We start from the raw sequence: 26,564 nt of genomic DNA on the forward strand, positions 1-26,564 counted from the left end.
TATTTATAGAGATTTTTAACAAAAATCTATTTGCCTGCCATTAGGTAAATATTTTATATATATATCAGTACTGTTTTTTGGCAAGAACCCTTTACCTTTTTCTGGCCACTCAACAAAACAGATTGAATCATTATTAAAATAGTCTCTAACACCTATCCATTCAAGCTCTTCAGGGTCTGCTAATCTATACAAGTCAAAATGATAAATATTAAAATTATCAAACTCATAACTTTCAACCAAGGTATAAGTTGGACTTTTAACATTGCCTTTATAACCCAAAGACTTAAGCACCCCTTTCACAAAAGTAGTTTTGCCAGCACCCAAGTCCCCATGTAAATATATAATCTGACCTGCTTGAAGTTTTTTAGCATACTCTTGAGCAAACTCAAACATCTGCTTTTCACTTTTCACTATTATGCTTTTCATACTGCTTTATAAACTCTCCAGCTAATACAAATGATCCAAAAACAACTGTTACCGTATCTTTTTTTGACAAATATATACTACCTAGGTCTGTGTTAAAATCAACTCGCACAATTTTTTGTGATTCAAACTCTTGCTTTATTTTGTCTAAATCAGCCGCTCGACCATCTAAATATTTAAGATCCACAATATCCCATTTATATATACGGTCTCTTGCTATATTTAGTATCTCATGTAGATCCTTACTTGCTAAAATCCCAAATACCGCCTCATACCTGACATTATTATTGCCAAATTTTGCATCTAAAAGCTCAAACAGGTGCCTCACAGAAGCTGGATTATGTGCAACATCAACAACAACATAACTATTATTGAAACTATTATTTTTTAATATTGAAAATCTTGCCTTAGCTCTTATCTCTTCTAAATTTGGAATATAAGATATCAACAACTTATTAAAAAGATAATTAGCTATACTTACGGCAATATTATAACTATGTATAAAGCACTCACTAGAACTATATTCATGATTTTCTTCATAAATTATTGCACCACAAGCTTCTGCATATTTATAAACACTATCAGGCATTTTTGTTCCTAAGAACAAAGGTACTCCTGCCCTAGCTATACCGGCCTTTTCATGTCCAATTTCATCTAACGTATCACCAAGAACTTCACAGTGATCAAAATCAATATTAGTAATAGCTGTAATGTCAGCATCTATTATATTTGCTGCATCTAAACGACCACCTATACCGACTTCTAAAATCAGATAATCAATAGTAACCTTCTGAGAATACATACAAGCACACAAAAAAGCTATTTGATAATAAGATAGTTGATATTCAGGAGTTATCTCATCTAATCTTTCTAATAGCTCTAATAAAACATTATCTGGAATCGATTGCTTATTCAAAGATATTCTTTCATTAAATTTAAAGACATGCGGAGATGTATGACTTAACACCTGCTTGTTATTCGACACCAATAGCTCTTCTAACATAGCTACTGTAGTACCTTTACCATTTGTCCCCGCAATTGTTATTACTTTAAACTTTTTGGTAAAGTTAAATCTATCAAGAATAAGTAACAGATCTAAAAGATCACAGTTACGAGCATCTGGCTTAGCCATTATTTTAGCTATTTTGACTTCAATGCTCATTTTTAATTTAGGACTATACTTGCTGTTCAGATTTATATTCTAGAGATTGAGAATGATTAATTTTAGTCAAGTTAGGCATAAGCTTATCTATTAACTTTGCAACTTCTTCTCTTAAGTTTCTACGATCAACGATCATATCTACCATGCCTTTCTCTACCAAAAACTCACTTCTTTGGAATCCTTCAGGTAATTTTTCTCTTACTGTCTGTTCAATCACTCTAGGTCCAGCAAAACCTATCAGAGCTTTTGGTTCAGCAAGATGTACATCACCAAGCATAGCTAAAGACGCAGATACACCACCTGTAGTAGGATCTGTCAATACAACTAAATACGGTAGCTTAGCTTCTGCCAATTTTTGTAAAGCAGCACTTGTCTTTGCCATCTGCATTAATGAAAATAGAGATTCTTGCATTCTAGCTCCACCACTTGCTGTGAAGCATACAAAAGGAACTTTTTTCTCGATAGCAAGCTTAACACCTCTAGTAAATTTTTCACCTACAACAGAACCCATAGAACCACCTAAGAACATAAAGTTAAATGCTGCAGCAACTACTGGGAATCCTTTTACAGTTCCTTCCATCACTACCAATGCATCTTGTTCTTCAGTTTTTTTCTGTGCTTGAGAAAGTCTATCTTTATAAGACTTAGTATCTTTGAACTTAAGCATATCCACAGGAGATATATTAGCAAAATGCTCTTTTGTACTCTCTCTATCGAAGAATAAGTTTAGTCTGTGTCTAGCAGATATTCTGTAATGATAATTACAGTTTGGACACACTGACTTATTATTATGTAACTCTTCAGAGTACAACGTTACTCCACAGCTTGGACACTGACTCCAAACTCCTGTAGGCATATCTTTTTTCTGTGCTTCTAAACCAAGACTTCTACCAATTACTCTAGTTAACCAACTCATTATCAATCTCCTCCTAGGTATTATTCGATATAGACCGGCTTAGCCAACAATCTCTATATCACTAAAGAAATACTTAATTTCTTGTGCTGCTGTTTCTGGAGCATCTGAACCGTGCACAGCATTAGCATCAATGCTATCAGCAAAATCAGCTCTAATTGTTCCAGCTTCTGCTTCTTTAGGGTTTGTAGCACCCATTAACTCACGATTCTTAGCTATCGCATTTTCACCTTCTAATACCTGTATCATCACAGGACCTGAAATCATAAACTCCACAAGAGCGCTAAAAAACGGTCTGTCTTTATGCACTGCATAGAAGCCTTCGGCCTCTGTTTTTGACAAATGTTTCATTTTAGCTGCAACAACTTTCAAACCAGACTTCTCAAAACGTCTGTAAATTTCTCCGATTATATTCTTTTCTACAGCATCAGGTTTAATAATAGATAAAGTTCTTTGATTACTCATTTAATTAATTCTCCAATTCTTAGTTAATTCAGATTATATCACTTTTATTGACAAAATTTCAAAACTAGGGATTATTTATTAGATTTTTCGATAGCTGCTTGAATGTATGATTCAAATAATTTATGCCCATATCTAGGAGTAGATGTAAATTCTGGATGAGCTTGGCAAGCTATAAACCATTTGTGTTCAGAAATTTCTATTAGCTCCATTAACTTATCATCTTCAGATCTTCCTGAGAAAATCAGACCCGCACTTTCTAAACGATCAACATAATTATTATTTACTTCATATCTATGACGGTGTCTTTCAATTACCTCATCTGCCTGATAAATTTCTCTAGCACGGGAACCTGCTTTTAACACACATTTATACCCACCTAGACGCATTGTACCACCTAGATCCGACTCATGAGTTCTTTGGTGTATAGTACCATCCTCTGCTTGCCACTCTGTTATTAAACCTATAACTGGATTAGAGGTTGATGGATCTAATTCACTTGAATGTGCATCTTGTATACCCAATACATTTCTAGCATACTCCACAACTGCTAACTGCATCCCCAAACAAATACCCAAAAAAGGAATTTGATTTTCTCGAGCATACCTAATAGAGACTATTTTACCCTCAACACCTCTGCTACCGAAGCCACCAGGTACTAAAATAGCATCAGCATCGTTAAAGAATGACTCTACATTAGTATCATTAACCTCTTCAGAGTCAACAAATTTTATTTTCACTTTAACACCTCTTTTATAACCTGCATTATAAAGGGCTTCGTTAAGAGACTTATATGCTTCTGTAAGAGATACATACTTACCTACCATTGCGACAGTTACTTCACCTTTGACGTTTCTAATGGTACTTACAACATTTTGCCACTCAGATAGATCTGCTTCTTTTGTGTTAAGGTTTAATAGTTCAACCAACTTAGCATCAAAACCTTGATGATTATACTTAAGTGGCACTTCATAAATAGTATCAACATCTTCAGCTGTGAATATACAATCTTGATCAACATTCGTGAAAAGAGCAATTTTACGCTTCTCACTTTCATCAAACTTTTTCTCACAGCGACAAACTAACATATCAGCCTGAATTCCAATCCCTCGTAATTCTTTAACTGAATGCTGCGTTGGCTTTGTCTTCAACTCTCCAGCTACTTTTATATATGGGAGCAGAGTCAGATGTACAAATAATGTCCTATTTCTACCAAGCTCAATTCTTAGCTGTCGTATTGCTTCTAAAAATGGCTGAGACTCTATATCACCTACAGTTCCACCAATTTCAACAATTGCCACATCAACATCCTCAGCAATCCCTTCACATACTCGTCTTTTTATTTCATCTGTGATGTGAGGTATTACTTGTATAGTAGCACCGAGATAGTCGCCCTTACGCTCCCTTCTTAAAACACTTTGGTAAACCTTACCAGTTGTAAAGTTGCTTGCTTGAGTCATTTTATTACGAATAAAACGCTCATAGTGACCCAAGTCAAGATCAGTCTCTGCCCCATCTTCAGTTACAAAAACTTCACCATGCTGTAATGGGCTCATTGTCCCTGGATCAACATTTATATATGGGTCGAGCTTCATCATAGTTACATTTAAACCACGACTTTCTAAAAGAGTAGCTAAAGAAGCTGCCGTTACACCTTTACCCAACGACGATACAACGCCACCTGTTACAAAAATAATTTTAGTATTTGGATTCATTTGAACACATGAAAATATAAAAAATCATGGAACATAATAATAACATTTTTAAGGGCATGTTGCTATTTGAAAATATGACAATCTTCGTTAATTTTTGTATCCTTTTTTTATCAAATGCTGATAATCTAAATAAATACTCATAATAAAATTATTCCATAGATGAGAAGTCAAAAAAAAATACAAATGCCTGATACTTTAGTTATACTATTCTGTATCGCAATCCTCGTAGCTATCACAAGCTATTTCATACCAGTTGGTAAATTTGATGTAAAAAAAATCCAATACTCTTCAGATGGCCAAACATATTCTAGAAATGTATTAGTTGCTGATAGCTTTCAATATAAGTTAGATTCTCAAGGAAATCCAGAAACATCCCCTGTCAAAGTCTTTGCAGCCGAAAATAATCAAAATCGAGGTTTTACTAATTTTATATACAATGGTATAACCTCAGGATCAAAAGATGGTGGCGCTGTTGCAATTATAGCTTTCTTATTAATTATAGGAGGCTCTTTCGGAGTTCTTCTTAAAACAAAAGTTATTGACCAATCAATTCTTAGAGTAGTAAATAAATTCCAAAATAACAAAATCATCCTACTGCCTGTTTTATGTTTTATTTTTTCTTTAGGCGGCGCTGTATTTGGTATGGGAGAGGAAACGATTCCTTTTATAATGTTGCTTGTGCCAATTTTTGTACTTATTGGGTTTGACGCTCTGACTTGCACTGTGGTTATCTACTTAGCGACTCAAATAGGGTTTGCAACTTCTTGGATGAATCCTTTCTCAGTTAGTATTGCTCAAGGAATTGCAGAAATTCCAATATTATCAGGCAGCCTTTTTAGAATTATTATGTGGTTTGTATTTACTCTATCTATAAGTATTTTTGCAATCATCTATGCACTAAAAATACAAAAGAAACCTCAATCCTCACCTATGTATATTTATGATAATTTCTATAGAAACTCTGATGAACATAGCTTAGAACAAACACAAAAAATGTGTATCTATTCATGGTTAATACTCTTGAGTTTAATCGCTACGATAATATGGCTAGTGTATGGCGTAGTAGAACTAGGCTATTATATCCCCGAAATTGCGACACTTTTTACAATACTAGGACTATTAACTGGGCTGTTTGCTATAGTTGGTAAAGTAAATGGTATGAACTTAAGCATTGTTATTGATGCTTTCAAAAATGGTGCCAAAGATCTTTTACCTGTTTGTTTAATCATTGGTTTTGCTTATGGTCTGATATATCTTATGGGAGGCTCTAACCCCCAAGATTACACTATGCTAAACACCATATTACACTATGCTTCAGAAGCTATATCAGGTACCAATGAATATGTATCTGCTATAGGGATGTTTTTCTTCCAGTCTATATTTAACTTCTTTGTTACATCTGGCTCAGGCCAAGCAGCTCTTACCATGCCAATTATGTCGCCATTAGCAGACCTAACGGGCCTAAGTAGGCAAATTGCTGTCTTAGCATTCCAACTTGGTGATGGCTGGACACATTGCTTAATGCCTACATCAGCTACACTTATGGCTGTACTTGGTGTTGCAAGAATACCTTATGGGTTATGGCTAAAATTCATCTTTAAATTCTATCTATATCTAATGACTTTAAGCTCTATTATGATAATTATAGCTGTGTACATAGGATATAAATAAAATCTCAACCATGTAAATATTTATTCACATTATACGCAATAAAATCCTTGATATTGAATATTAATTTGATAATATGAATAAATATTCAAATAAACAACTGGTAGTAAAAATGTCAATCTCATATCAAAAAGTCGCAAGTCATGAAGCAAAAAAAGGTGATTTCAAACGTTGTCTTCTACTATACTCAGGTGGGCTTGATACATCAGTTATGCTCAAGTGGATTCAAGAAGAATATGATGTTGAAGTTGTTGCCTTAACTATAGATATTGGTCAAGTTGCTGATAATCTAGAACAAATAAAACAAAAAGCTATCAGCCTAGGTGCGATAGATGCTGTGGTATATGATGCCAAAAATCGTTTTGCAGATGAGGTTATAAGCAAAGCTATTAAAGCAAATGCTGATTATCAAGGTGGCTATGCTCTTTCAACTCCTCTTGGCAGAGTTATTATTTCAGAGATAGCTGTTGAAGTAGCTAAGAAATATGATTGCCAAGTGGTTGCCCATGGCTGTACGGGCAAAGGCAATGATCAAGTTCGTTTTGAAAGCTATCTAACAACATTAGATGATAATATAAAAACAATCGCCCCTGTTAGAGAATGGGGAATGGGTAGAGAACAAGAATTAGAATATGCTGAAAAACATGGTATTCCAGTTAAGCAACAAAAAGATAAACCTTACTCTTATGATGAAAATATGTGGGGTAATACCGCAGAAGGTGGTGAAATAGAGCACTCTAACCTTATAGCTCCTAAAGAAGCCATCTTACAATGGTGTAAGACTCCAGAAAATGCCCTTGATAAACCACAAAATATTACCCTAGAGTTTGTCGAAGGTATACCAACCAAGCTAGATGGAAAAGCTATGCCTTTATCAGAGCTAATAATGCAATCTAATAAAATAGGTGGCGAACATGGTGTTGGGGTATTTAACCTTATTGAAGATAGATTGATTGGTCTAAAAGTTAGAGGTATTTATGAAAACCCAGGTGCTAGCATTATAATAGCTGCTCACAAAAAGCTTGAGCAACTTGTTTCTACCCGTCAGGAAAATGAGCTAAAAACATTTATGGACAACAAATGGGCTTACCTTGCTTATGCTGCTGAATGGTATAACCCTGTTATGAATAATATTCTTGCATTTATCGAAGAGCAAAATAAAAAAGTAACAGGAAAAGTGACTGTATCTTTATATAAAGGTAATATAGAAGTAGTAGCAGTCGAATCACCATTTTCTATGCTAAAACCTGAGTTAGCAACTTTTGAAGCTGGTGGCGATTTATTTAATCATAATGCTTCTGCTGGATTTATAGAACTTCATAGCTTAGCTCAACGTACAGCATATTCAATAATGAAAAATAAGAAATAATATTATGAGCAAAAAACTTTGGCAAACAGAAACAGATAAGCTCTTACCTATAGTTGAAAAATATACTGTAGGTCAGGACTATATACTTGATCAGAAACTATTAAAATACGATCTACAAGCTAGTTTAGCTCATGCAAAAATGCTTTATAAGATGAAAGTCATTACTAAAGATGAACTTAATCTTCTCAAAAAAGGATTACAAGAAATACAAGAGCTCCTATCTAACAATGAATTTAGAATAACTCAAGATCAAGAAGATGGTCATACTGCAATTGAACAGTATTTATGTACGCACTATGGTGAAGTTGGCAAAAAGATACACACAGGTAGAAGTAGAAATGATCAGTCATTAGTGATGCTACGTCTTTTCATGATAGATAAGATTCAATTCTTAGAAAAAACTATTCAAGAGAATATCTACACTCTTCGCTCTAAAGCTAGTAAATTCAAAAACATACCCATGCCTGGCTATACGCACATGCAAAAAGCAATGCCAACTACGGTTGCAACTTGGTTGGGTTCTTTTGCTGATGCGCTAGCAGACACTCTGTTATTAATATCAGCTACTAGCAAAGTTATTAACCAAAACCCCCTAGGATCAGCATCAGGATTTGGTATCAGCAACTTCAAACATGATAAAGAATATACCACCGAACTACTTAGTTTTAATAGAACACAAGACAACCCTATTTATTGTGCATTCTCTAGAGGATATTTTGAGAAGCTAATTCTTCAAACACTATCAAATCCTATGAGTATCTACTCAAGATTTGCTAATGATATGATGTTATTTACAATGGCAGAATTTGATTACTTTAGTCTAAGCAACTCATATACGACAGGGTCATCAATTATGCCTCAAAAACGTAATTATGATTTATTTGAAATTATGAGAGGCAATGCAAAACTGTATCAAGGTTACCTCCAACAAATCACTTCTATAATTGATAGTGTCCCTAGTGGTTATAATCGTGACTACCAACTAACAAAACTACCATTCTTTGAAGCTATAACTCTAATCGAAGATACCGCTTTATTATTTAACTCAACAATCAAGGATTTGAATGTTCATATAGATAAACTAGAGCAAGCAATGACCCCTGACTTGTATGCTACCGAAGAAGTATATAAATTAGTAGAACAAGGTCTATCTTTCCGTGATGCTTATGTAGCTATCAAACTTAAACTAAATAAATAATTCTAGTATTTTTGCAAAAAATAGATATATTCTTCTGAAAAGCTTATAATTTCGATATCTCAATATCGTTAAAATAACGAAAGCTGAAGTTAGTTTATTTAAGGAAAATTTATGGATAAATCTGATATTTATAACGATCTAAGACAGCTCATTCTTAGCAAAGAATTTTCTTCTCAGAACGATATCTGTGATACTTTGGAGCGCCTAGGCTATAGTGCTAGCCAGTCAAAAGTTAATAGAATGCTCAAAAAAATCGGTGCCGTTAAAGTCAAAAATGAAAAAAGTACTCTAGTATATAAAATACCTAATGAGCCAGCTCCTCCGATAATGACTGATAATATTTCATCATTAGTTATCAAGATTGATGCAAATGAAGCTATTGTTATAATCGATACTGCACCAGGTGCTGCACAATTAGTAGCAAGAACTTTAGACTATAATAAAAATAGCTTTGAAATAATTGGTATAGTAGCCGGTGATGACACAATTTTTGTTGCTCCATCATCAATCAAAAATATTAAAAAATTAAAAACGAACATAGAAAACTTTTTATTTTCAAAGATTTAGATTTTTTATTATACTCACAGCTTCTAAAATAGTTTCTTCGCCTATAGTCAATGGTGGTAGAAGTCGAATAGTATTATTTCTAGTTTTTACAGCAAGTATTCCTAGATTTAAAAGTTCTTGATAAAAACTCTCAAAATATTGCGGATATATTTGCAAAGCAATAAATAAGCCTTTTGCTCTTATTTCTTGGATATATTTAGAATTTATTTTTTTTAACTGATCTACAAATAAGCTTCCTAAAGCTTCAGCTCTCTCAGCTAAAGATTCTTCATCCAAAATACTAAGAGCCTTATACGCTATAGCAGAAGCCAATGGATTTCCTCCAAAAGTACTACCATGATCACCGTGGTGTAACACTTCCATAAGATCTTCTTTGCCTAGAAACAGTGAAATAGGTAATACTCCTCCTCCCAAAGATTTCCCCAATGTCATCCCATCAGGATCTAAACCATAATGCTCTTTAGCAAAATTTTTGCCAGTACGTCCCATACCTGTTTGTATCTCATCTAGAATAAACAGCACATTATTCTTTTTGCAAATTTCTTGGCACTTATACAAATACTCCTCATCTGGAATAATCACTCCACCCTCACCTTGGATAGGCTCAATAATTATTGCTGCTGTATTTTTTGTAATAGCTTTTTCAAGAGCATCTAAGTCATTATAAGGTATTGAGATAAAACCTTGAGGCATAGGGCCAAACTTATCTTTATACGCATGATTCGATGATGTGCCTATTGCCGTTATTGTTCTACCATGAAAGCTATTATTGAAAGTTATTATTTCTACCAAACCATCTGGAATCTGCTTTTTTACATATCCCCACTTTCTTGCTACTTTTATTGCAGTCTCTATAGCTTCAGCACCACTATTCATAACTATAGCCTTATCCATATTTGTTAGCTCACAAGCTTTCTTTAATAAATTTGCCAAAGGCTCATTGTGAAAAAGTCTTGGCACAACTGAAATTTTATTTGCTTGTTTGAATAATTCTTCAATAATCTTTGGATTATTATGGCCAAAATTTACTGATGAAATTCCTGTTGCCATATCGATATATTTTTTACCCAAACCATCATATACATAAGCATTTTCCCCTTTGACTATATTTATAGGCATGGCTGCTACTATATTTGCACCATACTGCTTTGTAATATCAACAACTGTTTCCATAACTTTCTCTCTCACAACAAATGAATAAATAAACACAAATTAATCCTTATTGTAAATTTTTATTCTTTTTTGGTAAATAATTATTCACAGCAAGTTTTTAAAATGTTACAGTGTTCATCAAGTATTATGAGTTGTGAGCAAATAATGATTTCGAAAATATGCATAGCTGGAATAAATGGTTACACAGGCCAGCTTCTTAAAGAATTAATAAGTAAACACCTCCATTTTAAATTAGTTGGGAGCTTAGGAATATCTAAGCAAGAAAATAAAGAATACACATATTCTTTGGATGAATTAAGTGCTGAAAACTTCGACGTGGATTTTTTATTATTAGCTACACCAGCAGAGATTTCTATAGAGATACTACAAAAGCTCTATGAGAAGAATATAAAAACAAAGGTCTTAGATTTAAGTGGCGCTTTTAGACTAGATAAAGATTTATTAGCATCTTGGTATAGATTATCTCACTCTATTGAAGGCATAGAACAAGGTGCCAAATATGGACTTTCTCCATATGTTAAATTTACTCAGCAAGATACCATAATAGCGAACCCCGGATGCTATGCCACATGCGCATTATTATCACTACTCCCCCTACTAAAGCATAATCTAATAAAATCCAACAATATAATTATAGATGCCAAATCAGGAGTCTCTGGAGCAGGGAAAAAACCAAGACAAGATCTAATGTTCTCAGAGATGCTTAACAACTTTTTTCCATATAAGATTGGTAAACATCAACATATTCCTGAGATTCTAAAAGCTTTAGCAGAGTTTGATATTAAAGAAGATGAGCTTTATTTCAACACAAGTATGTTACCGATTCATTCTGGAATTGCGATGACAATTTATGCTGATTTAAATTTAGAAACTACAACTTCAGAAGAGAATATTAGAGGTTTAGTTAGCGATGCTTATAACAAAGAATATGCTGACTATCCTTTATTTAAATTCATTGATATAGCAGCAGAGACAGATAGTACAGAAGTATCATCATTTCTGTCAATTAAAAGCATAGTTGGCACACCCCGCACTCATTTAGGATTTTCGATTAAAAATAATAAAATCATAATTTTTTCTTTTATCGATAACTTACTAAAAGGCGCTGTTACTCAAGCGATTGAGAATTTAAACAGCTATTACGGGCTTCCTATAACCACAGGATTATAAAAAAGGAGATAGACATGGAGAGCTTATTTAGAACAAAATTACCAAAAGGATTTTTAGCAGGTGGTGTAAACTGTGGTGTTAGGCTCTATCGTCCAGATCTAGGAGTTATAATTTCAGAAGAAAACTGTAAAGCTGTAGGAGTTTTTACAAAAAATAAATACAAAGCTGCACCGATTAAATATTGTATGAATTTGTTACCAGCAGGTAATATCAAAGCGATCATAACAAATAGTGGTCAAGCTAATGCTGCAACAGGAGAAATAGGCGATAAACACAACCAGCAGGTAGTTGATAGTTTAGCGACAGAATTAAACTGTTCATCTGAGCAAGTTTTGATTGCCTCCACTGGTGTTATTGGTCAGCAAATGGCTACTGATAAAATAACATCTGCTATACCAAAACTAGTAAATAGCGTATCTAATATTGCTGATAAATTTGCAATCTCAATACTAACAACAGACCTACTACCTAAATCTGTCTATAAGAAAATACAGCTATCCACAGGGGAAATCACTATTACTGGAATTTGCAAAGGTTCTGGAATGATAAACCCGAATATGGCAACAATGCTTGGATATTTTCTAACAGATGCTGATATAGATATTCGTTTAGCTCAAGAAATCCTTAGAGAGTCAAGTGATAACAGTTTCAATATGATCTCAGTAGATGGTGATATGTCTACAAATGATTGTGTATTTATGCTGGCAAATGGCGCAAGTGGTATAAAAGTTTCATCTGATGAAGATATAAAGATATTCAAAGAATCATTACATGAAATAGCTGTGATTTTAGCTAAAAGCATAGCTCGTGATGGCGAAGGAGCAACCAAGCTTATCGAAGCAAAAGTTACTGGTCTAAATGATATAGGCCTTTCCAAAGAATTAGCAAAGAAGATAATCTCTAGCTCTTTAGTCAAAACAGCAATATATGGGGAATCTCCAAATTGGGGAAGAGTTTTAGCAAAAATTGGCGAAGTTGATATAGATGAGCAAACTCTAGAAAGTTGTCAGATATTTATGCAAGGACAGAAGATCTTCACAAACGGTCTACCTGTTTTAGATGATTTAACAAATCTTAAAAATGCCATGAAAGAAGATACTGTAACTATTGATGTCACATTTTCTCAAGGAAACCAACAAGCAATAGCATGGGGCTGTGACCTAACTCAGCAATATGTAAATATAAATGCGGATTATTTATCATGAAAGAATTAGCAAGTAAAAGAATCTTAATAAAACTAGGTGGCTCAGTACTTGAAGATGAAAAAGTGATGAAAAACCTATGTATTGATATAAAAAACCTAAAAGAAGCTGGGGCAGAAATAATCATTGTCCACGGTGGTGGTAAATTTATAACCAAGTGTCTAGAAAAGCACAATGTTCAAACAAAATTTCTAGATGGTTTAAGAGTTACTCCAAAAGAACATATGGAGATAATTCAAATGGCTCTATACAGAGTTAACAAAAAGCTCTCGCAAATGTTTAGTAGTATTAATTTAGATGGTATTAGCATATCTGGTGAGGATAGTAACTTAGTTACTTGTAGCCTAATCGATAAAGATAAATATGGTTATGTTGGTTTAGTCAAAGATGTTGATCCTACAGTTATTCTAAAATCTCTACCTCAAGGGCTAATACCTATAGTTGCAACGATTTGTCTTACCGATAAATTTGAGTCAGTAAATGTCAATGCAGATAATGTTGCATCAGAGCTAGCTATTATTTGTGATGTCGATGAGCTTATCTATATTACTGATCAAAATGGTGTACTTGATAATAATGGTAATTTAATCAAAAGCCTTTCAGTAAAAGATATTTCAAAACTTATTGAAAATAAAACAGCTGTTGGTGGAATGAGTATCAAGCTTGACTCAATAAAAAACTTTTTAAATTGCTCAAAAAAAACCATTAGCATACTAAATGGTAATCAAGAAAAAATTTTAACAAAAAAAATATTATTTAATGCAGAAGAACTAGGAACAACTTGTGTATTTGGAGGAGGAATATGAAAAACTTATCTTTTAATCATCTACTTTCTGGGGCAGAAATAACAACTAAGGATTTTGAAAATATAATGCAAATAGCCCAGGATATGAAAACTAACCCTCAAAAATATAACCATGCCTTAAAAGATAAGATTATTGCGCTGATTTTTGATAAACCATCTCTTAGAACTCGTTTTAGTTTTTCTGCTGCTATTATCGAAATGGGTGGTAATCTAATCGAGAGCGTCTCTGCCTCTAGAAAAAATGAACAACCCAAAGATTTTATTAGAGTGATACAAAACTATTGTTCTGCTGTTGTGATTAGAACTTTCGCAGATAGCGATGTTGAGGAAATGGTTTCTTACTCTAAAGTTCCAATTATAAATGCTTTGACAGATTTATATCATCCTTGTCAAACATTAGCAGACTTACTAACATTAAAAGAAGTTTTTGGTAGTTTAGACTCACTAAAAATAGCTTATATAGGTGATTCTAACAATATTTTATACAGTTTGTTATTATTAGCTAATACTATCGGCTTGGAAGTACATTACGCTTGTCCAGAAGGTCATAAACCAAATCAAAAGATTTTAGATCAACTTCAAGATCTAAGTATTGTTAAAGGTTTTGATGACCCTAAAGAAGCTGTCAGAGGATGTGACGCTGTATATACTGATGTCTGGTGTAGCATGGGTTTTGAGCCAACAGCAGAAGATTCTTTCGCAGGATTCCAGGTAAATAAAGAACTAATGTCATATGCAAATGATAATGCTATCTTTATGCACTGTATGCCTATGGAAAGAGGCAAAGAAGTTAGCGAAGATCTCCCGGATGACAAATGTTCGGTTATTTTCCAACAAAGTTTAAATAGAAAATTTGTGCAAAAAGCTCTTTTATACATTTTGATGGGAGATTTAAAAACAAATTAAAAAATATATTTCTAGATAAGATGATTAAGAAAAAAGAATAGAATAAAAAGAAAAACTATTTGATATATTTGTTCACAAGCTTAACAAAGGCCATTGGATCTTCTATCTTAGCACCTTCAACAAACATTGCCTGAAGAAGTAAAAGCTCTGATAAGTCTCCAAATACTTCAGTATCAGCTTCATCTTTTAATTTTTGTACTAAATTATGTTCTGCATTAAGCTCAAGAATAGGCTTCATACCCATACCATGCATAAATCCTTGACCAGCTTCTTCCATCATCTTCTGCATGTGTAGACTCATACCATAGTCATTTACAACCACACAGCTTGGAGAATCTGTCAAACGCTTAGACAAGCGTACATCTTCAACTTTATCTTTTAGAACTTCTTTAATTTCTTTTAAAACTTTCTCAAAGTCTTTCGCTTCTTTCTCGAATTTTTCTTTATTCTCTGGAGTCTCAAATTTATCAAGATCGATATCACCCTTGATAATAGACTTCATATGCTTACCATCAAACTCAGTCAAAGTAGACATCATCCATTCATCGATTCTATCTGTCATCAAGATAACTTCGATACCTTTCTTCTTGAATGCTTCAAGTTGTGGGTTATTTGCAGCAGCCTTATAACTATCAGATGTAATATAGTAGATAGTATCTTGACCATCTTTCATACGTGAGATGTAGTCAGCTAAAGAAACTGTTTGCTTGGCATCACCACTTTCTGTAGTTGCGAATCTCATTAAACCAGCAATTTTCTCTTTATTTGAATGATCATCAGAAACACCTTCTTTAAGCACTTGACCAAAGTTATCCCAGAATTTTTGATATTTCTCAGCATCTTTATTTGCAAGCTTTTTAAGCTCTCCTAATATCTTAGATGCAGTCGCTTTTCTGATTTTATCAATAACCTTGTTATGCTGTAAAATCTCACGCGATACATTAAGTGGTAAATCAGCAGAGTCAATAACACCTTTAACAAATCTTAAATATGGAGGTAATAGTTCTTTATTCTCCATAATAAATACTCTACGCACATATAAAGATAAACCATAATCTTTATCTCTATTCCAAAAATCAAAAGGCTTATTCTCTGGAATATATAGCAAGCTGTTGTACTCAAGATTACCCTCTACTTTATTATGAGACCACATCAAAGCATTAGCAAAATCATGAGATATATACTTATAAAACTCTTGGTACTCTTCGTCACTTATTTCATCTTTTGATCTTAACCAAATAGCTTTAGTATTGTTTACAGTCTCATACTCATCTTTGATTGTTTGCTCACCCTTATCATTAGTTTCAACTTTTTTCATTTGAATCGGTGTATTAATACAATCAGAATATTTATTAACTAAACCTTTTAGTAAGTGATACTCGAGCAGATCTAATTGATCTTCTTTAATATGAAGAGTTATTTCTGTACCACGCTTGTCTTTAGTTATAGTCTCGACTGTAAAGCCATTTTTTGCATCAGAAATCCATTTAGTTGCCTGAGCTTTATCTTGACCTGCTTTTCTTGTTCTAACTGTAACCTTATCAGCAACGATAAATGAAGAGTAGAAACCAACACCAAACTGACCAATTAACTCATTATCTTTACTCTTGTCGCCAGTTAAGCTTTCTAAGAATTTTTTAGTTCCAGACTTTGCAATTGTACCAAGATTTTCAATAACCTCTTCTTCAGTCATACCAATACCATTATCACTAACAGTAATTGTTTTTGCATCTTTATCAAAATCAATTCTAATAGCATAATCAGTATCATCCTCATTCAAAGCTGCATTAGAGATACTTTCATATCTTAGCTTCTCGATAGCATCAGAACTATTAGATACAAGCTCTCTTAAGAATATCTCACGGTTTGAATATAGTGAATGGATCACAAGATGAAGTAATTTATCAACTTCTGTTTCAAATGTATATTTTTTCTCTGACATTTATATAACCCTCTTTTGTTATACTTTTTTCAAATAACTTAATCACAAGTATCTATATGAGAGTCATTGCTATTTTTTCAAGATTTTTTAGTATATAAAAAATGTCTTTTTAGATAATTATCCTGCTTTTTGTTTATTTTTGGCAGCCAGCTCTCTTTCTTGGCGGATTTCGTCAATAAAAGCACCTCCAATCAAACCACTTGGAATAGCAAAAACACCAATTCCCAGCATAGAAACTATAGCTGCTATTAATCTACCCAAGAGTGTAATTGGATACATATCTCCATAACCTACCGTTGTTAGAGTAATAACACCCCACCACAAAGTATTAGATATAGATGAAAAAACCTGAGGTTGGGCTTCATGCTCAGCATAAAACATCAAGATACAAGATATTATCAATATCACAAAAATTAAGCAGTATGATACTAACAGTTCGAGATAGATTTTTTTAAATACATTAATCAATCTATTCATTATCGCTGTATTTTGGAAAATTTTGAATACTCTTAGTAACCTCAATGCTATTAATTCATGAGAATTAATACCAAACAATGATAATATTAATGGTAAAAATATCGCTATAAAATCAATAACATTATAAAAACCAAAAACAAAAACAAACTTTCTCCGTGCTAAAAAAAATCTGATAATGTATTCTATAGAAAAAATAGCTGAAAAAGCTATATTTATATAATTCAAATAATTAATATCGCCATAATCGATCTGAGCAATTAAAGTAAATGAATTTATAATAACAAGAAGGACTATTATACTCTGATAAATTTTTTGTAGCATATAATAAGATAATATTTTTCAAAACTCTATTATTAAGAGTTTAGCAAAATTTATAAGAGTAAGTTAAATTTAAAATAGATATATTTGTTTGAGATAAATATAGAATATAGAAAAAAGATTATTATTCTTCGTCAGCAGCTTCTTCTACCTGAGGTCTATCAACCAATTCGATGAAAGCCATAGGAGCTTTATCACCAAATCTATAACCACACTTAAGAATTCTAGTATAACCACCAGCTCTTTCTGCGTAACGAGCACCAAACTCTTCAAAAAGCTTAGTAACAGCAGCTTTATTTCTTAAGAAATCAAAAGCTTGTCTTCTAAGAGCAACAGATTGTGCTTTAAACTCATTAGAGTTAACATCTAATTCATTTCTTAGCTTATGTTCTCTTTTAGCTAAAGTAACTAAAGGCTCAACTATAGTTCTTAACTCTTTTGCTTTAGGTAAAGTAGTTTTAATAAGCTCATGATTAATCAAAGATGCTGACATATTCTTAAACATAGCTTTTCTATGACTACTAGTTCTTCCGAACTTACTTCCTTTTTTACGATGTCTCATAGTAATTACTCCTTTATAGTTAATATTATATGATTACTATATATTTATTTTCCTTCAACTAGTTCTCTAAAGTTATCAATTTGAACACCTAAAGATAAACTATTGTCTATTAATATTTGCTTGATCTCATTTAGAGATTTTTTACCTAAATTAGGTATCTTCATAAGCTGCGACTCTGAATATTGTACTAAGTCACCTAAATACTTAATATTCTCTGCTCTTAAGCAGTTAGATGATCTAACGGTTAACTCTAGGTCATCAATTGGTTTAAGTAATATAGGATCAATATTAGAATCTAATAGTGCATCTCCAGTCTTACCATTACTTGGTACTCTAAGAGATACAAATACAGATATTTGTTCACAGAAATACTCTAGTGCTTTTGTAACAGCAGCTAGTGGTTCAATAGTACCATTTGTTTTCACAAACACTTCTAATGTCTCACTATTTCCATTATCAAAAATTTCAAAAGCAACTCTTTTTATAGGATTGAAATCCGCATCAACAGCGATGTCTCCAACATTTTCTAGCTCAGTTGGTAGTGCCGAAAGAATTCCGACATTTCTACCCACACTAACAGTAGCTGTCAGACTAAACTCTCTTTCGTTAGTTAGAGTAGCAATAGGCTGATCTTTGTTGATAATTTCTATGCCTTGAGTTGTTTTAAAATCTCCTGCAGTTACAACACCAGATTTAGTTACTGATAGTTCTAATTCTACTTTTGCTACACTTTTATCAAGCTTTATTGCAACTTTTTTTAGATTAGAAACAATCTCAACAACATCTTCTTTAACATCTTCTAAAGTCGAATATTCATGTAACACACCATCTATATTGACTTTGATAATAGAAGCACCTGATAATGAAGATAACAAAAATCTTCTAATAGAGTTACCAAGGATATGAGCCATACCTTTTTCTACAGGAGAAACTTGAATTTTATATCCAAAAGCCCCTAACTCTTCTTTAAGCTGTATATTAGGTACAAATTCCTGATTTGAATTATTATTACTCACTAAAAAAATCTCCTTGAAATAAGGCTATATACGAGTCTTTAAAAAATAATAAAATTATTACTTAGAGTAAAGCTCGATGATTAATTGTTCATTTATATCTGCAGATAATTCTGATCTATCCGGTGAAGACTTCATAGTACCTTCTAGTGAATCAGTATTTACATCAATCCAAGAAAGTTCTTTTCTGTGCTTAGCAAGCTCAACAGCATTTTGAATTCTTAACTGCTTTTTAGCTTTCTCTCTAACTGCAACTATATCACCAGATTTAACTTGCGCTGAAGGAACATTACAAGTATGTCCATTAAGCATAATACCTTTATGTACAACAAGTTGTCTAGCTTCTGCACGCGTAGCAGCAAAACCCATTCTATAAACAACATTGTCTAGTCTTGACTCTAATATCTCTAATAAAGTAGCACCTGTGTTACCTTTTCTTCTATTAGCTTCAAGATAGTATTTTTTGAATTGACCTTCTAAAACACCATACATACGACGAACTTTTTGCTTTTCTCTTAACTGTAAACCATAGTCAGATAGGCGCGCTCTTCTTGCTCCATGTTGACCCGGTGCAGTATTCATTTTACATTTTTCGTCGTTAGCTTTTACACCACTTTTTAAAAATAAGTCAGTACCTTCTCTTCTAGAAAGCTTACATTTTGGTCCTAGATATCTAGCCATTATTAATTTCCCTTTAAAATATTAAACACGACGTTTCTTAGGAGGACGACAACCATTATGCGGTAATGGAGTCACATCTGTTATGCTTGTAACTTTTAAGTTTTTAGCATTTAAAGCTCTAACAGCAGAGTCTCTACCTGAACCTGGTCCCTTTACTAAAACATCTACGTTTTTAACACCATACTCAAGAGCCATATCAGCGGCTCTTTCAGCAGCTACTTGAGCAGCAAAAGGTGTACTTTTTCTCGAACCTCTAAAGCCACTACCACCAGAAGTAGCCCAAGATAAAGCATTACCTTGTCTATCTGTGATAGTTACTATAGTGTTATTAAAAGATGAGTAAATATGAGCAACTGCATCAGTCACTACTCTTTTTACTTTTTTCTTTGATGATCTAACAGACTTAGCCATATAATCTACCCTTTAATCTTTATAGTTATAATTGTATTTTACGCCTTGATTGGCTTTCTTGGACCTTTACGAGTACGTGCATTAGTCTTCGTTCTTTGTCCTCTTACAGGAAGGCTACGACGATGTCTTCTACCTCTGAAACAACCTAAGTCCATAAGTCTTTTTATGTCCATAGAAACTTCACGGCGCAAATCACCTTCTACCGTAAATTTAGCAACTTCTGTTCTCAAAATTTCAATCTGTTCTTCAGATAAATCTTTAATTTTAACAGTTGGATCTACTTTGCAAGATTGGCAAATTTGTTGCGCTCTTGTTTTACCTATTCCATAAATTGAAGTTAATCCTATCACTGTATGTTTATGAACAGGAATATTAACACCAGCTATACGAGCCATCTAATTCACTCCTAATAATTATTCTTAATTTAGTTACTATCTATCGCATTTTGTAACTTGCTAGGATAGCTTTTTAAAAACAAATAATCAAGCTTTATTTAATTTGCTTGATTGTTTAACCTTGTCTTTGCTTATGTCTAGGGTCTGTACATATCACACGAACTACTCTATTACGTTTGATAACTTTACAGTTTCTACACATTTTCTTAACTGAAGCTCTAACTTTCATTTTAATTTCTCCAATAATATTTCTCTATTTTCTCTTACCACTAAGATTTGCTTTCTTTAGTAAAGAATCATATTGTGTTGACATCATATGAGATCTAACTTGAGCCATAAAGTCCATCATCACAACTACTACAATTAGCAAAGATGTACCACCAAATGTAAATGAAAGTCCTTGAGCGAAGAACTTAACCACAAAAATTGGTAATAAACATATAGCTGTAATATAAAGTGAACCTACTAAAGTTAGTCTAGTCATAACTGCATCAATATACTTAGCTGTCTGCTCACCAGGTCTTACACCAGAAATGTAAGCTCCAGATTTTTTCAGATTATCTGCTGTTTCTTTTGGATTAAACACCAATGAAGTATAGAAGAAACAAAAGAAAATAATTGTCGCAGCAAATACTACAGTATAGACAATACTTCCAGGTTGCAACATTTCTGCAACATCTGCAAACCAACCAAGTGAATTATAGTTAGATAACCAACCAAGCAACACACCAGGCACCATAAGTATAGATGATGCAAAGATTGCTGGAATCACACCTGCCATATTTAACTTTAATGGTAGATGGCTAGTCTGAGCAGCAAACATTTTTCTACCCTGCTGCCTTTTAGCATAGTTTACTGTAATTTTTCTTTGAGCACTCTCCATGAATACCACAAAAGCAATAACAAGCAAAAGAAGTATCAATAGAACCCAAACAGATAAGTAAGATATTACATGTTGATTAGCTTGAGATAGCGTATTAGAAATTTCAAATGGTAGATTAGCAACGATACCAGAGAAGATTAGTAGTGATATACCGTTACCTACACCTCTTTCTGTAATTTGCTCACCCAACCACATTAAAAACATACTACCAGTAGTAACAGAAACAATTGTAGTTAAATAAAATAACCCCATATTGCTTGTAGTCACTAAGCCATCTTGATGCAATACAAATGCAACAATACCAAATGATTGTACTATAGCCAAAGCAAGTGTCAAATATCTTGTATATTGGGTTATCTTCTTTTGACCAGATTCACCTTCTTTTTTAAGCTCTATAAATTTAGGATATACAGCTGAAAGCATCTGAAAAATAATAGATGCCGAAATATATGGCATCACACCCAATGCAAAGATACTCATTTGAGTAAGAGCGCCACCAGAGAACATATTAAACATACTCATCAAACCACCTGTTGATGAGTGCTGATTTGATATAATCTCGACCAATTTAGTAGGATCAATATTTGGAATAGGAATATATACCCCTAATCTAAATACTAATATAGCGATAACCACAAAAATTAATCTAGATTTTAATTCACCTGTTGTACCAGAAGCACTGTTATACTTTGACATATCTTAAATCTTACTCTACCTTACCACCAGCTTTTTCGATAGCTTCTTTAGCACCTTTTGTGCAAGCTATACCTTTAAGGCTAACAGCTTTTTGGATTTCTCCACTTGCTATTACTTTTACTGATTTAATATCTTTTCTTATAAGACCAGAGTCTTTTAAAGCATCAAGAGTTACTTCTTCTAGAGCTACATTATTCAATTCATGTAGTCTAATTTCAGCAACAAATCTTTTAGACGCAGAAGTAAAACCAAACTTTGGTAGTCTTCTTTGTATAGGCATCTGACCGCCTTCAAAACCTACTTTATGATAGCCACCTGAACGTGCTTTTTGACCTTTGTGACCTTTACCAGAAGTTTTACCTAATCCACTTCCAATACCACGCCCAAGTCTTTTCGGAGCACTCTTAGAGCCAGCAGCAGGAGCAATTGTATTTAATTTCATCTTATACTACCCCTCTATCTTAACCATATAATATATTTTGTTTGCCATACCACGATTTTCAGGAGTATCTAACACCTCGACAGTATGGTTTATTTTTCTAAGACCTAAACCTCTAGCTGATGCTATATGGTTTTCTTTACGGCCAATTAAGCTTTTTGTTAAAGTAACTTTAAATGTTTTAGCTTGAGTCATTTTTAATTACCCCTGAATCTCTTCAACAGACAAACCTCTTTTCTCAGCGATCTCTTCTGGTGATTTAATTTTTGCCAAACCAGCTATCGTTGCTCTTACAACGTTTGCAGGATTAGTTGAGCCATAAGTTTTTGCTAAAACGTTGTGTACACCAACAGCCTCAAAAACCGAACGCATAGCACCACCAGCAATAATACCAGTACCAGCAGATGCAGGTTGCATAAATACTTTTGAAGCACCATGATTAGACATAGTAGCATACCATAACGTATCGTTATTAAGATTAACTGATACCATGTTTTTCTTAGCGTTTTCCATAGCTTTTTGGATAGCAGCAGGTACTTCTCTAGACTTACCTCTACCTACTCCAATTCTACCTTTACCATCACCCACAACAGTTAAAGCGGCAAAGCTCATAATTCTTCCACCTTTTACTGTCTTAGAGTGTCTCTTAACACTAACTAACTTTTCAATCAGCTCTTCGTTTTTTTTCACTTCATTAGACATAATGAATAATCATCCATATTTTATTTATTAAAACTGAAGACCATGCTCTCTAGCAGCCTCTGCTAAAGCTTTAACACGTCCATGATACTTATATCCAGATCTATCAAAAGCAACCTGTGAAATACCCTTTTCCTTACATCTGTTAGCAATAACTTCGCCAACAATTGCAGCAGAATTAACATTACCAGTATATTTACACTTTGCCTTCACGTCTTTTTCTACAGTAGACGCCGCAGCTATTACAGTAGAACCATCACCAGATATTACTTGAGCATATACATGCTTAGGTGTTCTATAAACACACAGTCTAGTATGACCAAGCTCTTTTAGTTTAATTCTAGTACGTTTACTACGACTTAAACGAGCAGTTTTTTTATTCATAATTATACTATCCCTTACCTAACTACTTCTTCTTAGCTTCTTTCTTCGCTACATACTCATCTTCGTAACGAACACCTTTACCTTTATATGGCTCAGGCTTTCTATAATCTCTGATTTCAGAAGCTACTTTACCTAAAAGCTCTTTATCAGCACCTTTAAGAACAATTTCTGTTGGAGCTGGAGTTTCAGCTGTTATACCCTGTGGTAATTTGTAAACCACAGGATGTGAAAAGCCTAAAGTAAGATTAAGTTCGCTACCCTGAGCTTTAGCACGATAACCAACCCCAATAATCTTTAATTTTCTTTCAAAACCTTTACTTACACCTTCAACCATATTGTTAAGTATAGCTCTTGCAGTACCAGACTGAGCAACAGCATTCTTACTGCTGTTATTAGGTGATACAGTTGCAACACCATCTTCAATATTAAAAGTTACTTCTGTAGAAAAAGTTTTACTTAAAGTTGCTTTAGCTCCTTTAACTTCAACCTGATTACCAGCAGCAACATTTATCGTAATACCACTAGGGATAGCAACAGGTTTTTTACCTATTCTTGACATATCAAATCTCCTTGCTAACTTAAGCTACGTAGCCGATAATTTCGCCACCAACACCAAGATCTCTAGCCTTTCTATCACTTACCAAACCTTTAGATGTAGAGATAATAGCAACACCGAAACCACCATATACCTTAGGTAGCTCTTCATGAGACTTATAAATTCTCAAACTTGGTCTAGAAACTCTCTTTATCATCTCAATTACAGGCGTGCCTGCATGATACTTAAGTTCAATTTCAATTGAAGGATGACCTGCTGAAGTTGTGCCTTTTGAACAACCTTTAATATAACCTTCGTTAACTAAAAAGTTCGCGATTTCCATCTTCATTTTTGAAAATGGTACAGAAATAACTTCCTTCTCTGCAGAAAGACCATTTCTAATTCTTGTAAACATATCCGCGATAGGATCTTGCATACTCATAACTTAAATTCCTTATTACCAACTAGCTTTTTTCAAACCAGGAACATCACCTGCCATTGCATACTCTCTAAGCTTATTACGGCATAAACCAAACTTTCTGTATACAGCATGTGGTCTACCTGTAACTTTACATCTTCTTTGAACTCTAGAAGCTGAAGAGTTTACCGGTAACTTCTGCAGTTTAATTTGAGCTTCCCATTTTTGTTCTTCAGTAGAGTTTGTATCAAGAATAATAGCTTTTAGCTCAGCTCTTTTTTGAGCATATTTAGCTACTAATTTTTCTCTCTTCAACTCTCTCTGAATCATTGATTTTTTTGCCATTTAAAACCCCAATTTAAATTAAGACTTAAAAGGAAAACCAAATGCTTTAAGCAAAGCTCTTCCTTGATCATCATTTTTAGCTGTAGTAGTTATCGAAATATCTAAACCTCTGATAGAGTCAACTTTATCATAATCAATTTCAGGGAAAGAAATTTGCTCTCTCATACCTAAGCTATAATTACCTCTTCCATCAAAAGATTTAGCACTTAACCCCCTAAAATCTCTGATTCTAGGAATAGCAATTGTTATAAGTCTATCTAAAAATTCATACATACGCTCACCACGTAAAGTAACTTTAGCACCTATTGGCCATCCGTCACGAATTTTAAAACCAGCAATTGATTTTTTAGACTTAGTAACAACTGGTTTTTGACCAGCAATCGCTGTCAAATCATTTAACGCAAAAGTCATAATCTTCTTGTCTTTTGCAGCATCACCAACACCCATATTAAGAGTAATTTTCTCAATAGCAGGTACTTCCATTATATTATCTAGCCCTAGCTCAGACTTTAACTTAGCTACAAGCTCTTTTTGATAATAATCTTTTAATCTTGCCATAAAAACTTAGTCCTATAAGTCTACAAGCTCGCCATTAGATTTAAAGTAGCGAACCTTTTTCTCATCAACAAACTTGTAACCCACTCTATCTGCTTTTTCAGTAGCAGGGTTAAAGATAGCAACGTTAGAAGCATCAACAGGAAGTTCTTTCTCAACAACTCCACCTTCCACACCTCTATTAGGGTTAGGCTTAACATGTTTCTTAACAATATTAATACCTTCCACTAAAACTAAAGAACCGCCTTTAGCGAATGATTTAACAACGCCTCTACGACCCTTATCTTTACCAGCAATAACTATTACGTCATCACCTTTTTTTAATCTATTCATTATCTACACCTCAATAAATATAACTATAGTACTTCTGGTGCTAAAGATACGATCTTCATAAACTTCTCTGTACGTAGTTCTCTAGTAACAGGGCCAAAAATACGTGTCCCGATAGGTTGGCCGTTAGCATTTAGAAGCACGGCAGCATTGCCATCAAAACGGACTTTAGAACCATCTTTTCTACGAACACCTTTAGCTGTTCTAACAACTACAGCATTATATACAGATCCTTTTTTAGCTTTACCTCTTGGAGCAGCTTCTTTCACAGTCACTTTTATAACATCTCCAATAGATGCATATCTGCGATGTGAACCACCCAAAACTTTAATACACTCTACTCTCTTAGCGCCACTGTTATCAGCAACTTGGAGTTCTGTTTGCATTTGAATCATACAAATAACCCTTAATTATTATTATATAAGACTGCTGAGTAATTTGCAGTCCGATAAATATACCAATAAACAAAAATAAAATCAAATTTATTATTTTTCTCTATGGATAATATCGACTAAACACCATTTCTTAGTTTTTGAATACGGTTTAGTTTCTTTGAACTTGATAACATCACCTTCTTTACATTCATTTTTCTCATCATGAACATAATACTTAGTAGTTTTCTTAACGAATTTACCATATAAAGGGTGCTTAACATATCTTTCAGCTCTTACAACTACAGTTTTATCCATAGCTACGCTAGAAACTTTACCTTCTAACAATCTAATTTTATCGCTCATCTTTAAGGCAC

The 26,564-nt window shown here is 33.5% G+C and carries 34 protein-coding genes; 8 read left to right on the forward strand and 26 right to left on the reverse strand.

Going from position 1 to position 26,564, the window contains the following annotated elements; all coding sequences use genetic code 11:
* Window positions 1-15: 15 nt before the first annotated feature.
* The 5 genes from tsaE to F0R75_RS07530 form a co-directional block, all read right to left on the reverse strand.
* Window positions 16-426, reverse strand: coding sequence for a tRNA (adenosine(37)-N6)-threonylcarbamoyltransferase complex ATPase subunit type 1 TsaE (gene tsaE / locus F0R75_RS07510; protein ID WP_149369158.1), 411 nt, complete (start codon window positions 424-426; stop codon window positions 16-18).
* A complete protein-coding gene (locus tag F0R75_RS07515) occupies window positions 401-1,585 on the reverse strand; it encodes a bifunctional folylpolyglutamate synthase/dihydrofolate synthase (protein ID WP_149369157.1) in 1,185 nt (394 codons plus the stop codon). Before F0R75_RS07515 ends, tsaE begins: the two co-directional genes overlap by 26 nt.
* A 13-nt stretch (window positions 1,586-1,598) precedes the next feature.
* Complete coding sequence (gene accD / locus F0R75_RS07520; RefSeq protein ID WP_146421746.1) at window positions 1,599-2,501, reverse strand: acetyl-CoA carboxylase, carboxyltransferase subunit beta; 903 nt, start codon at window positions 2,499-2,501, stop codon at window positions 1,599-1,601.
* A gap of 39 nt (window positions 2,502-2,540) precedes the next feature.
* The gene (gene ndk / locus F0R75_RS07525) at window positions 2,541-2,963 is read right to left on the reverse strand and encodes a nucleoside-diphosphate kinase (RefSeq protein ID WP_149369156.1); all 423 of its coding nucleotides are present in this window, start codon (window positions 2,961-2,963) and stop codon (window positions 2,541-2,543) included.
* Window positions 2,964-3,034: 71 nt separating this feature from the next.
* Window positions 3,035-4,675 (reverse strand): CTP synthase, encoded by a 1,641-nt coding sequence (locus F0R75_RS07530; RefSeq protein ID WP_146421744.1) that lies wholly within the window; start codon window positions 4,673-4,675, stop codon window positions 3,035-3,037.
* A gap of 159 nt (window positions 4,676-4,834) precedes the next feature.
* On the opposite strand from F0R75_RS07530, the gene yfcC reads away from it, so the two are divergent.
* The 4 genes from yfcC (at window position 4,835) to F0R75_RS07550 (ending at window position 9,477) form a co-directional block, all read left to right on the forward strand.
* Window positions 4,835-6,346 (forward strand): putative basic amino acid antiporter YfcC, encoded by a 1,512-nt coding sequence (gene yfcC / locus F0R75_RS07535; protein WP_149369155.1) that lies wholly within the window; start codon window positions 4,835-4,837, stop codon window positions 6,344-6,346.
* Window positions 6,347-6,455: 109 nt separating this feature from the next.
* A complete protein-coding gene (locus tag F0R75_RS07540) occupies window positions 6,456-7,712 on the forward strand; it encodes an argininosuccinate synthase (RefSeq protein WP_149369154.1) in 1,257 nt (418 codons plus the stop codon).
* A gap of 4 nt (window positions 7,713-7,716) precedes the next feature.
* Window positions 7,717-8,910 carry an argininosuccinate lyase gene (argH, locus tag F0R75_RS07545; protein ID WP_149369153.1) on the forward strand — a complete coding sequence of 398 codons (1,194 nt, stop codon included), beginning with the start codon at window positions 7,717-7,719 and terminating at the stop codon, window positions 8,908-8,910.
* A 111-nt stretch (window positions 8,911-9,021) separates the two neighbouring features.
* Window positions 9,022-9,477, forward strand: coding sequence for an arginine repressor (locus F0R75_RS07550; protein ID WP_013922047.1), 456 nt, complete (start codon window positions 9,022-9,024; stop codon window positions 9,475-9,477).
* On the opposite strand, the gene rocD is transcribed toward F0R75_RS07550, so the two are convergent.
* Window positions 9,466-10,686, reverse strand: a complete 1,221-nt coding sequence (gene rocD, locus F0R75_RS07555) for an ornithine--oxo-acid transaminase (RefSeq protein ID WP_246145947.1) — start codon at window positions 10,684-10,686, stop codon at window positions 9,466-9,468. The two genes, F0R75_RS07550 and rocD, sit on opposite strands and share 12 nt — an antisense overlap.
* A 66-nt stretch (window positions 10,687-10,752) precedes the next feature.
* Between rocD and argC the strand changes: the two genes are divergently transcribed.
* From argC to argF, 4 genes are read left to right on the forward strand one after another with little or no spacing between them, the layout of a single operon-like run.
* Window positions 10,753-11,820: an N-acetyl-gamma-glutamyl-phosphate reductase gene (argC, locus tag F0R75_RS07560; protein ID WP_246145948.1), complete on the forward strand. Its 1,068-nt coding sequence runs from the start codon at window positions 10,753-10,755 to the stop codon at window positions 11,818-11,820.
* 14 nt (window positions 11,821-11,834) lie between these two features.
* Window positions 11,835-13,025 carry a bifunctional glutamate N-acetyltransferase/amino-acid acetyltransferase ArgJ gene (gene argJ / locus F0R75_RS07565; protein ID WP_149369152.1) on the forward strand — a complete coding sequence of 397 codons (1,191 nt, stop codon included), beginning with the start codon at window positions 11,835-11,837 and terminating at the stop codon, window positions 13,023-13,025.
* On the forward strand, window positions 13,022-13,828 hold the full coding sequence (gene argB, locus F0R75_RS07570; protein WP_149369151.1) for an acetylglutamate kinase: 807 nt from the start codon (window positions 13,022-13,024) through the stop codon (window positions 13,826-13,828). Before argJ ends, argB begins: the two co-directional genes overlap by 4 nt.
* Window positions 13,825-14,733, forward strand: coding sequence for an ornithine carbamoyltransferase (gene argF / locus F0R75_RS07575; protein WP_149369150.1), 909 nt, complete (start codon window positions 13,825-13,827; stop codon window positions 14,731-14,733). The genes argB and argF overlap by 4 nt, the downstream gene beginning before the upstream one ends.
* 55 nt (window positions 14,734-14,788) lie before the next feature.
* Here the strand turns inward: argF and htpG are convergent, their stop codons facing one another.
* From htpG to rpsQ, 20 genes are all read right to left on the reverse strand, one after another.
* Window positions 14,789-16,675: a molecular chaperone HtpG gene (htpG, locus tag F0R75_RS07580; protein ID WP_149377269.1), complete on the reverse strand. Its 1,887-nt coding sequence runs from the start codon at window positions 16,673-16,675 to the stop codon at window positions 14,789-14,791.
* A 117-nt stretch (window positions 16,676-16,792) separates the two neighbouring features.
* Window positions 16,793-17,473, reverse strand: coding sequence for an ion transporter (locus tag F0R75_RS07585; protein WP_149369148.1), 681 nt, complete (start codon window positions 17,471-17,473; stop codon window positions 16,793-16,795).
* A gap of 121 nt (window positions 17,474-17,594) precedes the next feature.
* Window positions 17,595-18,032 carry a 50S ribosomal protein L17 gene (gene rplQ / locus F0R75_RS07590; protein ID WP_013922039.1) on the reverse strand — a complete coding sequence of 146 codons (438 nt, stop codon included), beginning with the start codon at window positions 18,030-18,032 and terminating at the stop codon, window positions 17,595-17,597.
* 44 nt (window positions 18,033-18,076) lie between these two features.
* A complete protein-coding gene (locus F0R75_RS07595; protein ID WP_146421730.1) occupies window positions 18,077-19,048 on the reverse strand; it encodes a DNA-directed RNA polymerase subunit alpha in 972 nt (323 codons plus the stop codon).
* 57 nt (window positions 19,049-19,105) lie between these two features.
* Window positions 19,106-19,726: a 30S ribosomal protein S4 gene (rpsD, locus tag F0R75_RS07600; RefSeq protein WP_146421729.1), complete on the reverse strand. Its 621-nt coding sequence runs from the start codon at window positions 19,724-19,726 to the stop codon at window positions 19,106-19,108.
* 21 nt (window positions 19,727-19,747) lie between these two features.
* Window positions 19,748-20,137 (reverse strand): 30S ribosomal protein S11, encoded by a 390-nt coding sequence (gene rpsK, locus F0R75_RS07605; RefSeq protein ID WP_003021583.1) that lies wholly within the window; start codon window positions 20,135-20,137, stop codon window positions 19,748-19,750.
* A gap of 38 nt (window positions 20,138-20,175) precedes the next feature.
* Window positions 20,176-20,532: a 30S ribosomal protein S13 gene (gene rpsM, locus F0R75_RS07610; protein ID WP_013922036.1), complete on the reverse strand. Its 357-nt coding sequence runs from the start codon at window positions 20,530-20,532 to the stop codon at window positions 20,176-20,178.
* A 115-nt stretch (window positions 20,533-20,647) separates the two neighbouring features.
* Window positions 20,648-20,761: a 50S ribosomal protein L36 gene (gene rpmJ / locus F0R75_RS07615; protein ID WP_003017816.1), complete on the reverse strand. Its 114-nt coding sequence runs from the start codon at window positions 20,759-20,761 to the stop codon at window positions 20,648-20,650.
* A gap of 24 nt (window positions 20,762-20,785) precedes the next feature.
* Window positions 20,786-22,111, reverse strand: coding sequence for a preprotein translocase subunit SecY (gene secY / locus F0R75_RS07620; protein ID WP_013922035.1), 1,326 nt, complete (start codon window positions 22,109-22,111; stop codon window positions 20,786-20,788).
* A gap of 10 nt (window positions 22,112-22,121) precedes the next feature.
* On the reverse strand, window positions 22,122-22,553 hold the full coding sequence (gene rplO, locus F0R75_RS07625) for a 50S ribosomal protein L15 (RefSeq protein ID WP_146421727.1): 432 nt from the start codon (window positions 22,551-22,553) through the stop codon (window positions 22,122-22,124).
* Between the two features lie 6 nt (window positions 22,554-22,559).
* Entirely contained in the window at window positions 22,560-22,745 is a 186-nt protein-coding gene (gene rpmD, locus F0R75_RS07630) for a 50S ribosomal protein L30 (RefSeq protein ID WP_004286599.1), read from the reverse strand.
* A gap of 6 nt (window positions 22,746-22,751) precedes the next feature.
* Window positions 22,752-23,252: a 30S ribosomal protein S5 gene (gene rpsE / locus F0R75_RS07635; RefSeq protein WP_013922033.1), complete on the reverse strand. Its 501-nt coding sequence runs from the start codon at window positions 23,250-23,252 to the stop codon at window positions 22,752-22,754.
* Window positions 23,253-23,279: 27 nt separating this feature from the next.
* On the reverse strand, window positions 23,280-23,633 hold the full coding sequence (gene rplR, locus F0R75_RS07640) for a 50S ribosomal protein L18 (protein ID WP_013922032.1): 354 nt from the start codon (window positions 23,631-23,633) through the stop codon (window positions 23,280-23,282).
* 22 nt (window positions 23,634-23,655) lie between these two features.
* Entirely contained in the window at window positions 23,656-24,192 is a 537-nt protein-coding gene (gene rplF / locus F0R75_RS07645) for a 50S ribosomal protein L6 (protein WP_149369147.1), read from the reverse strand.
* 19 nt (window positions 24,193-24,211) lie between these two features.
* Window positions 24,212-24,610, reverse strand: a complete 399-nt coding sequence (gene rpsH, locus F0R75_RS07650; protein ID WP_149369146.1) for a 30S ribosomal protein S8 — start codon at window positions 24,608-24,610, stop codon at window positions 24,212-24,214.
* A 15-nt stretch (window positions 24,611-24,625) separates the two neighbouring features.
* Complete coding sequence (gene rpsN / locus F0R75_RS07655) at window positions 24,626-24,931, reverse strand: 30S ribosomal protein S14 (protein ID WP_013922029.1); 306 nt, start codon at window positions 24,929-24,931, stop codon at window positions 24,626-24,628.
* Window positions 24,932-24,949: 18 nt separating this feature from the next.
* The gene (rplE, locus tag F0R75_RS07660; RefSeq protein ID WP_013922028.1) at window positions 24,950-25,489 is read right to left on the reverse strand and encodes a 50S ribosomal protein L5; all 540 of its coding nucleotides are present in this window, start codon (window positions 25,487-25,489) and stop codon (window positions 24,950-24,952) included.
* Window positions 25,490-25,501: 12 nt separating this feature from the next.
* Window positions 25,502-25,819 carry a 50S ribosomal protein L24 gene (gene rplX / locus F0R75_RS07665; RefSeq protein ID WP_004286606.1) on the reverse strand — a complete coding sequence of 106 codons (318 nt, stop codon included), beginning with the start codon at window positions 25,817-25,819 and terminating at the stop codon, window positions 25,502-25,504.
* Between the two features lie 23 nt (window positions 25,820-25,842).
* Window positions 25,843-26,211 (reverse strand): 50S ribosomal protein L14, encoded by a 369-nt coding sequence (gene rplN / locus F0R75_RS07670; RefSeq protein ID WP_013922026.1) that lies wholly within the window; start codon window positions 26,209-26,211, stop codon window positions 25,843-25,845.
* Between the two features lie 90 nt (window positions 26,212-26,301).
* Window positions 26,302-26,553: a 30S ribosomal protein S17 gene (gene rpsQ / locus F0R75_RS07675; RefSeq protein WP_013922025.1), complete on the reverse strand. Its 252-nt coding sequence runs from the start codon at window positions 26,551-26,553 to the stop codon at window positions 26,302-26,304.
* Window positions 26,554-26,564 lie beyond the last annotated feature (11 nt).

The organism is Francisella marina, from assembly GCF_008369785.1.
Taxonomy (GTDB): domain Bacteria; phylum Pseudomonadota; class Gammaproteobacteria; order Francisellales; family Francisellaceae; genus Francisella; species Francisella salimarina.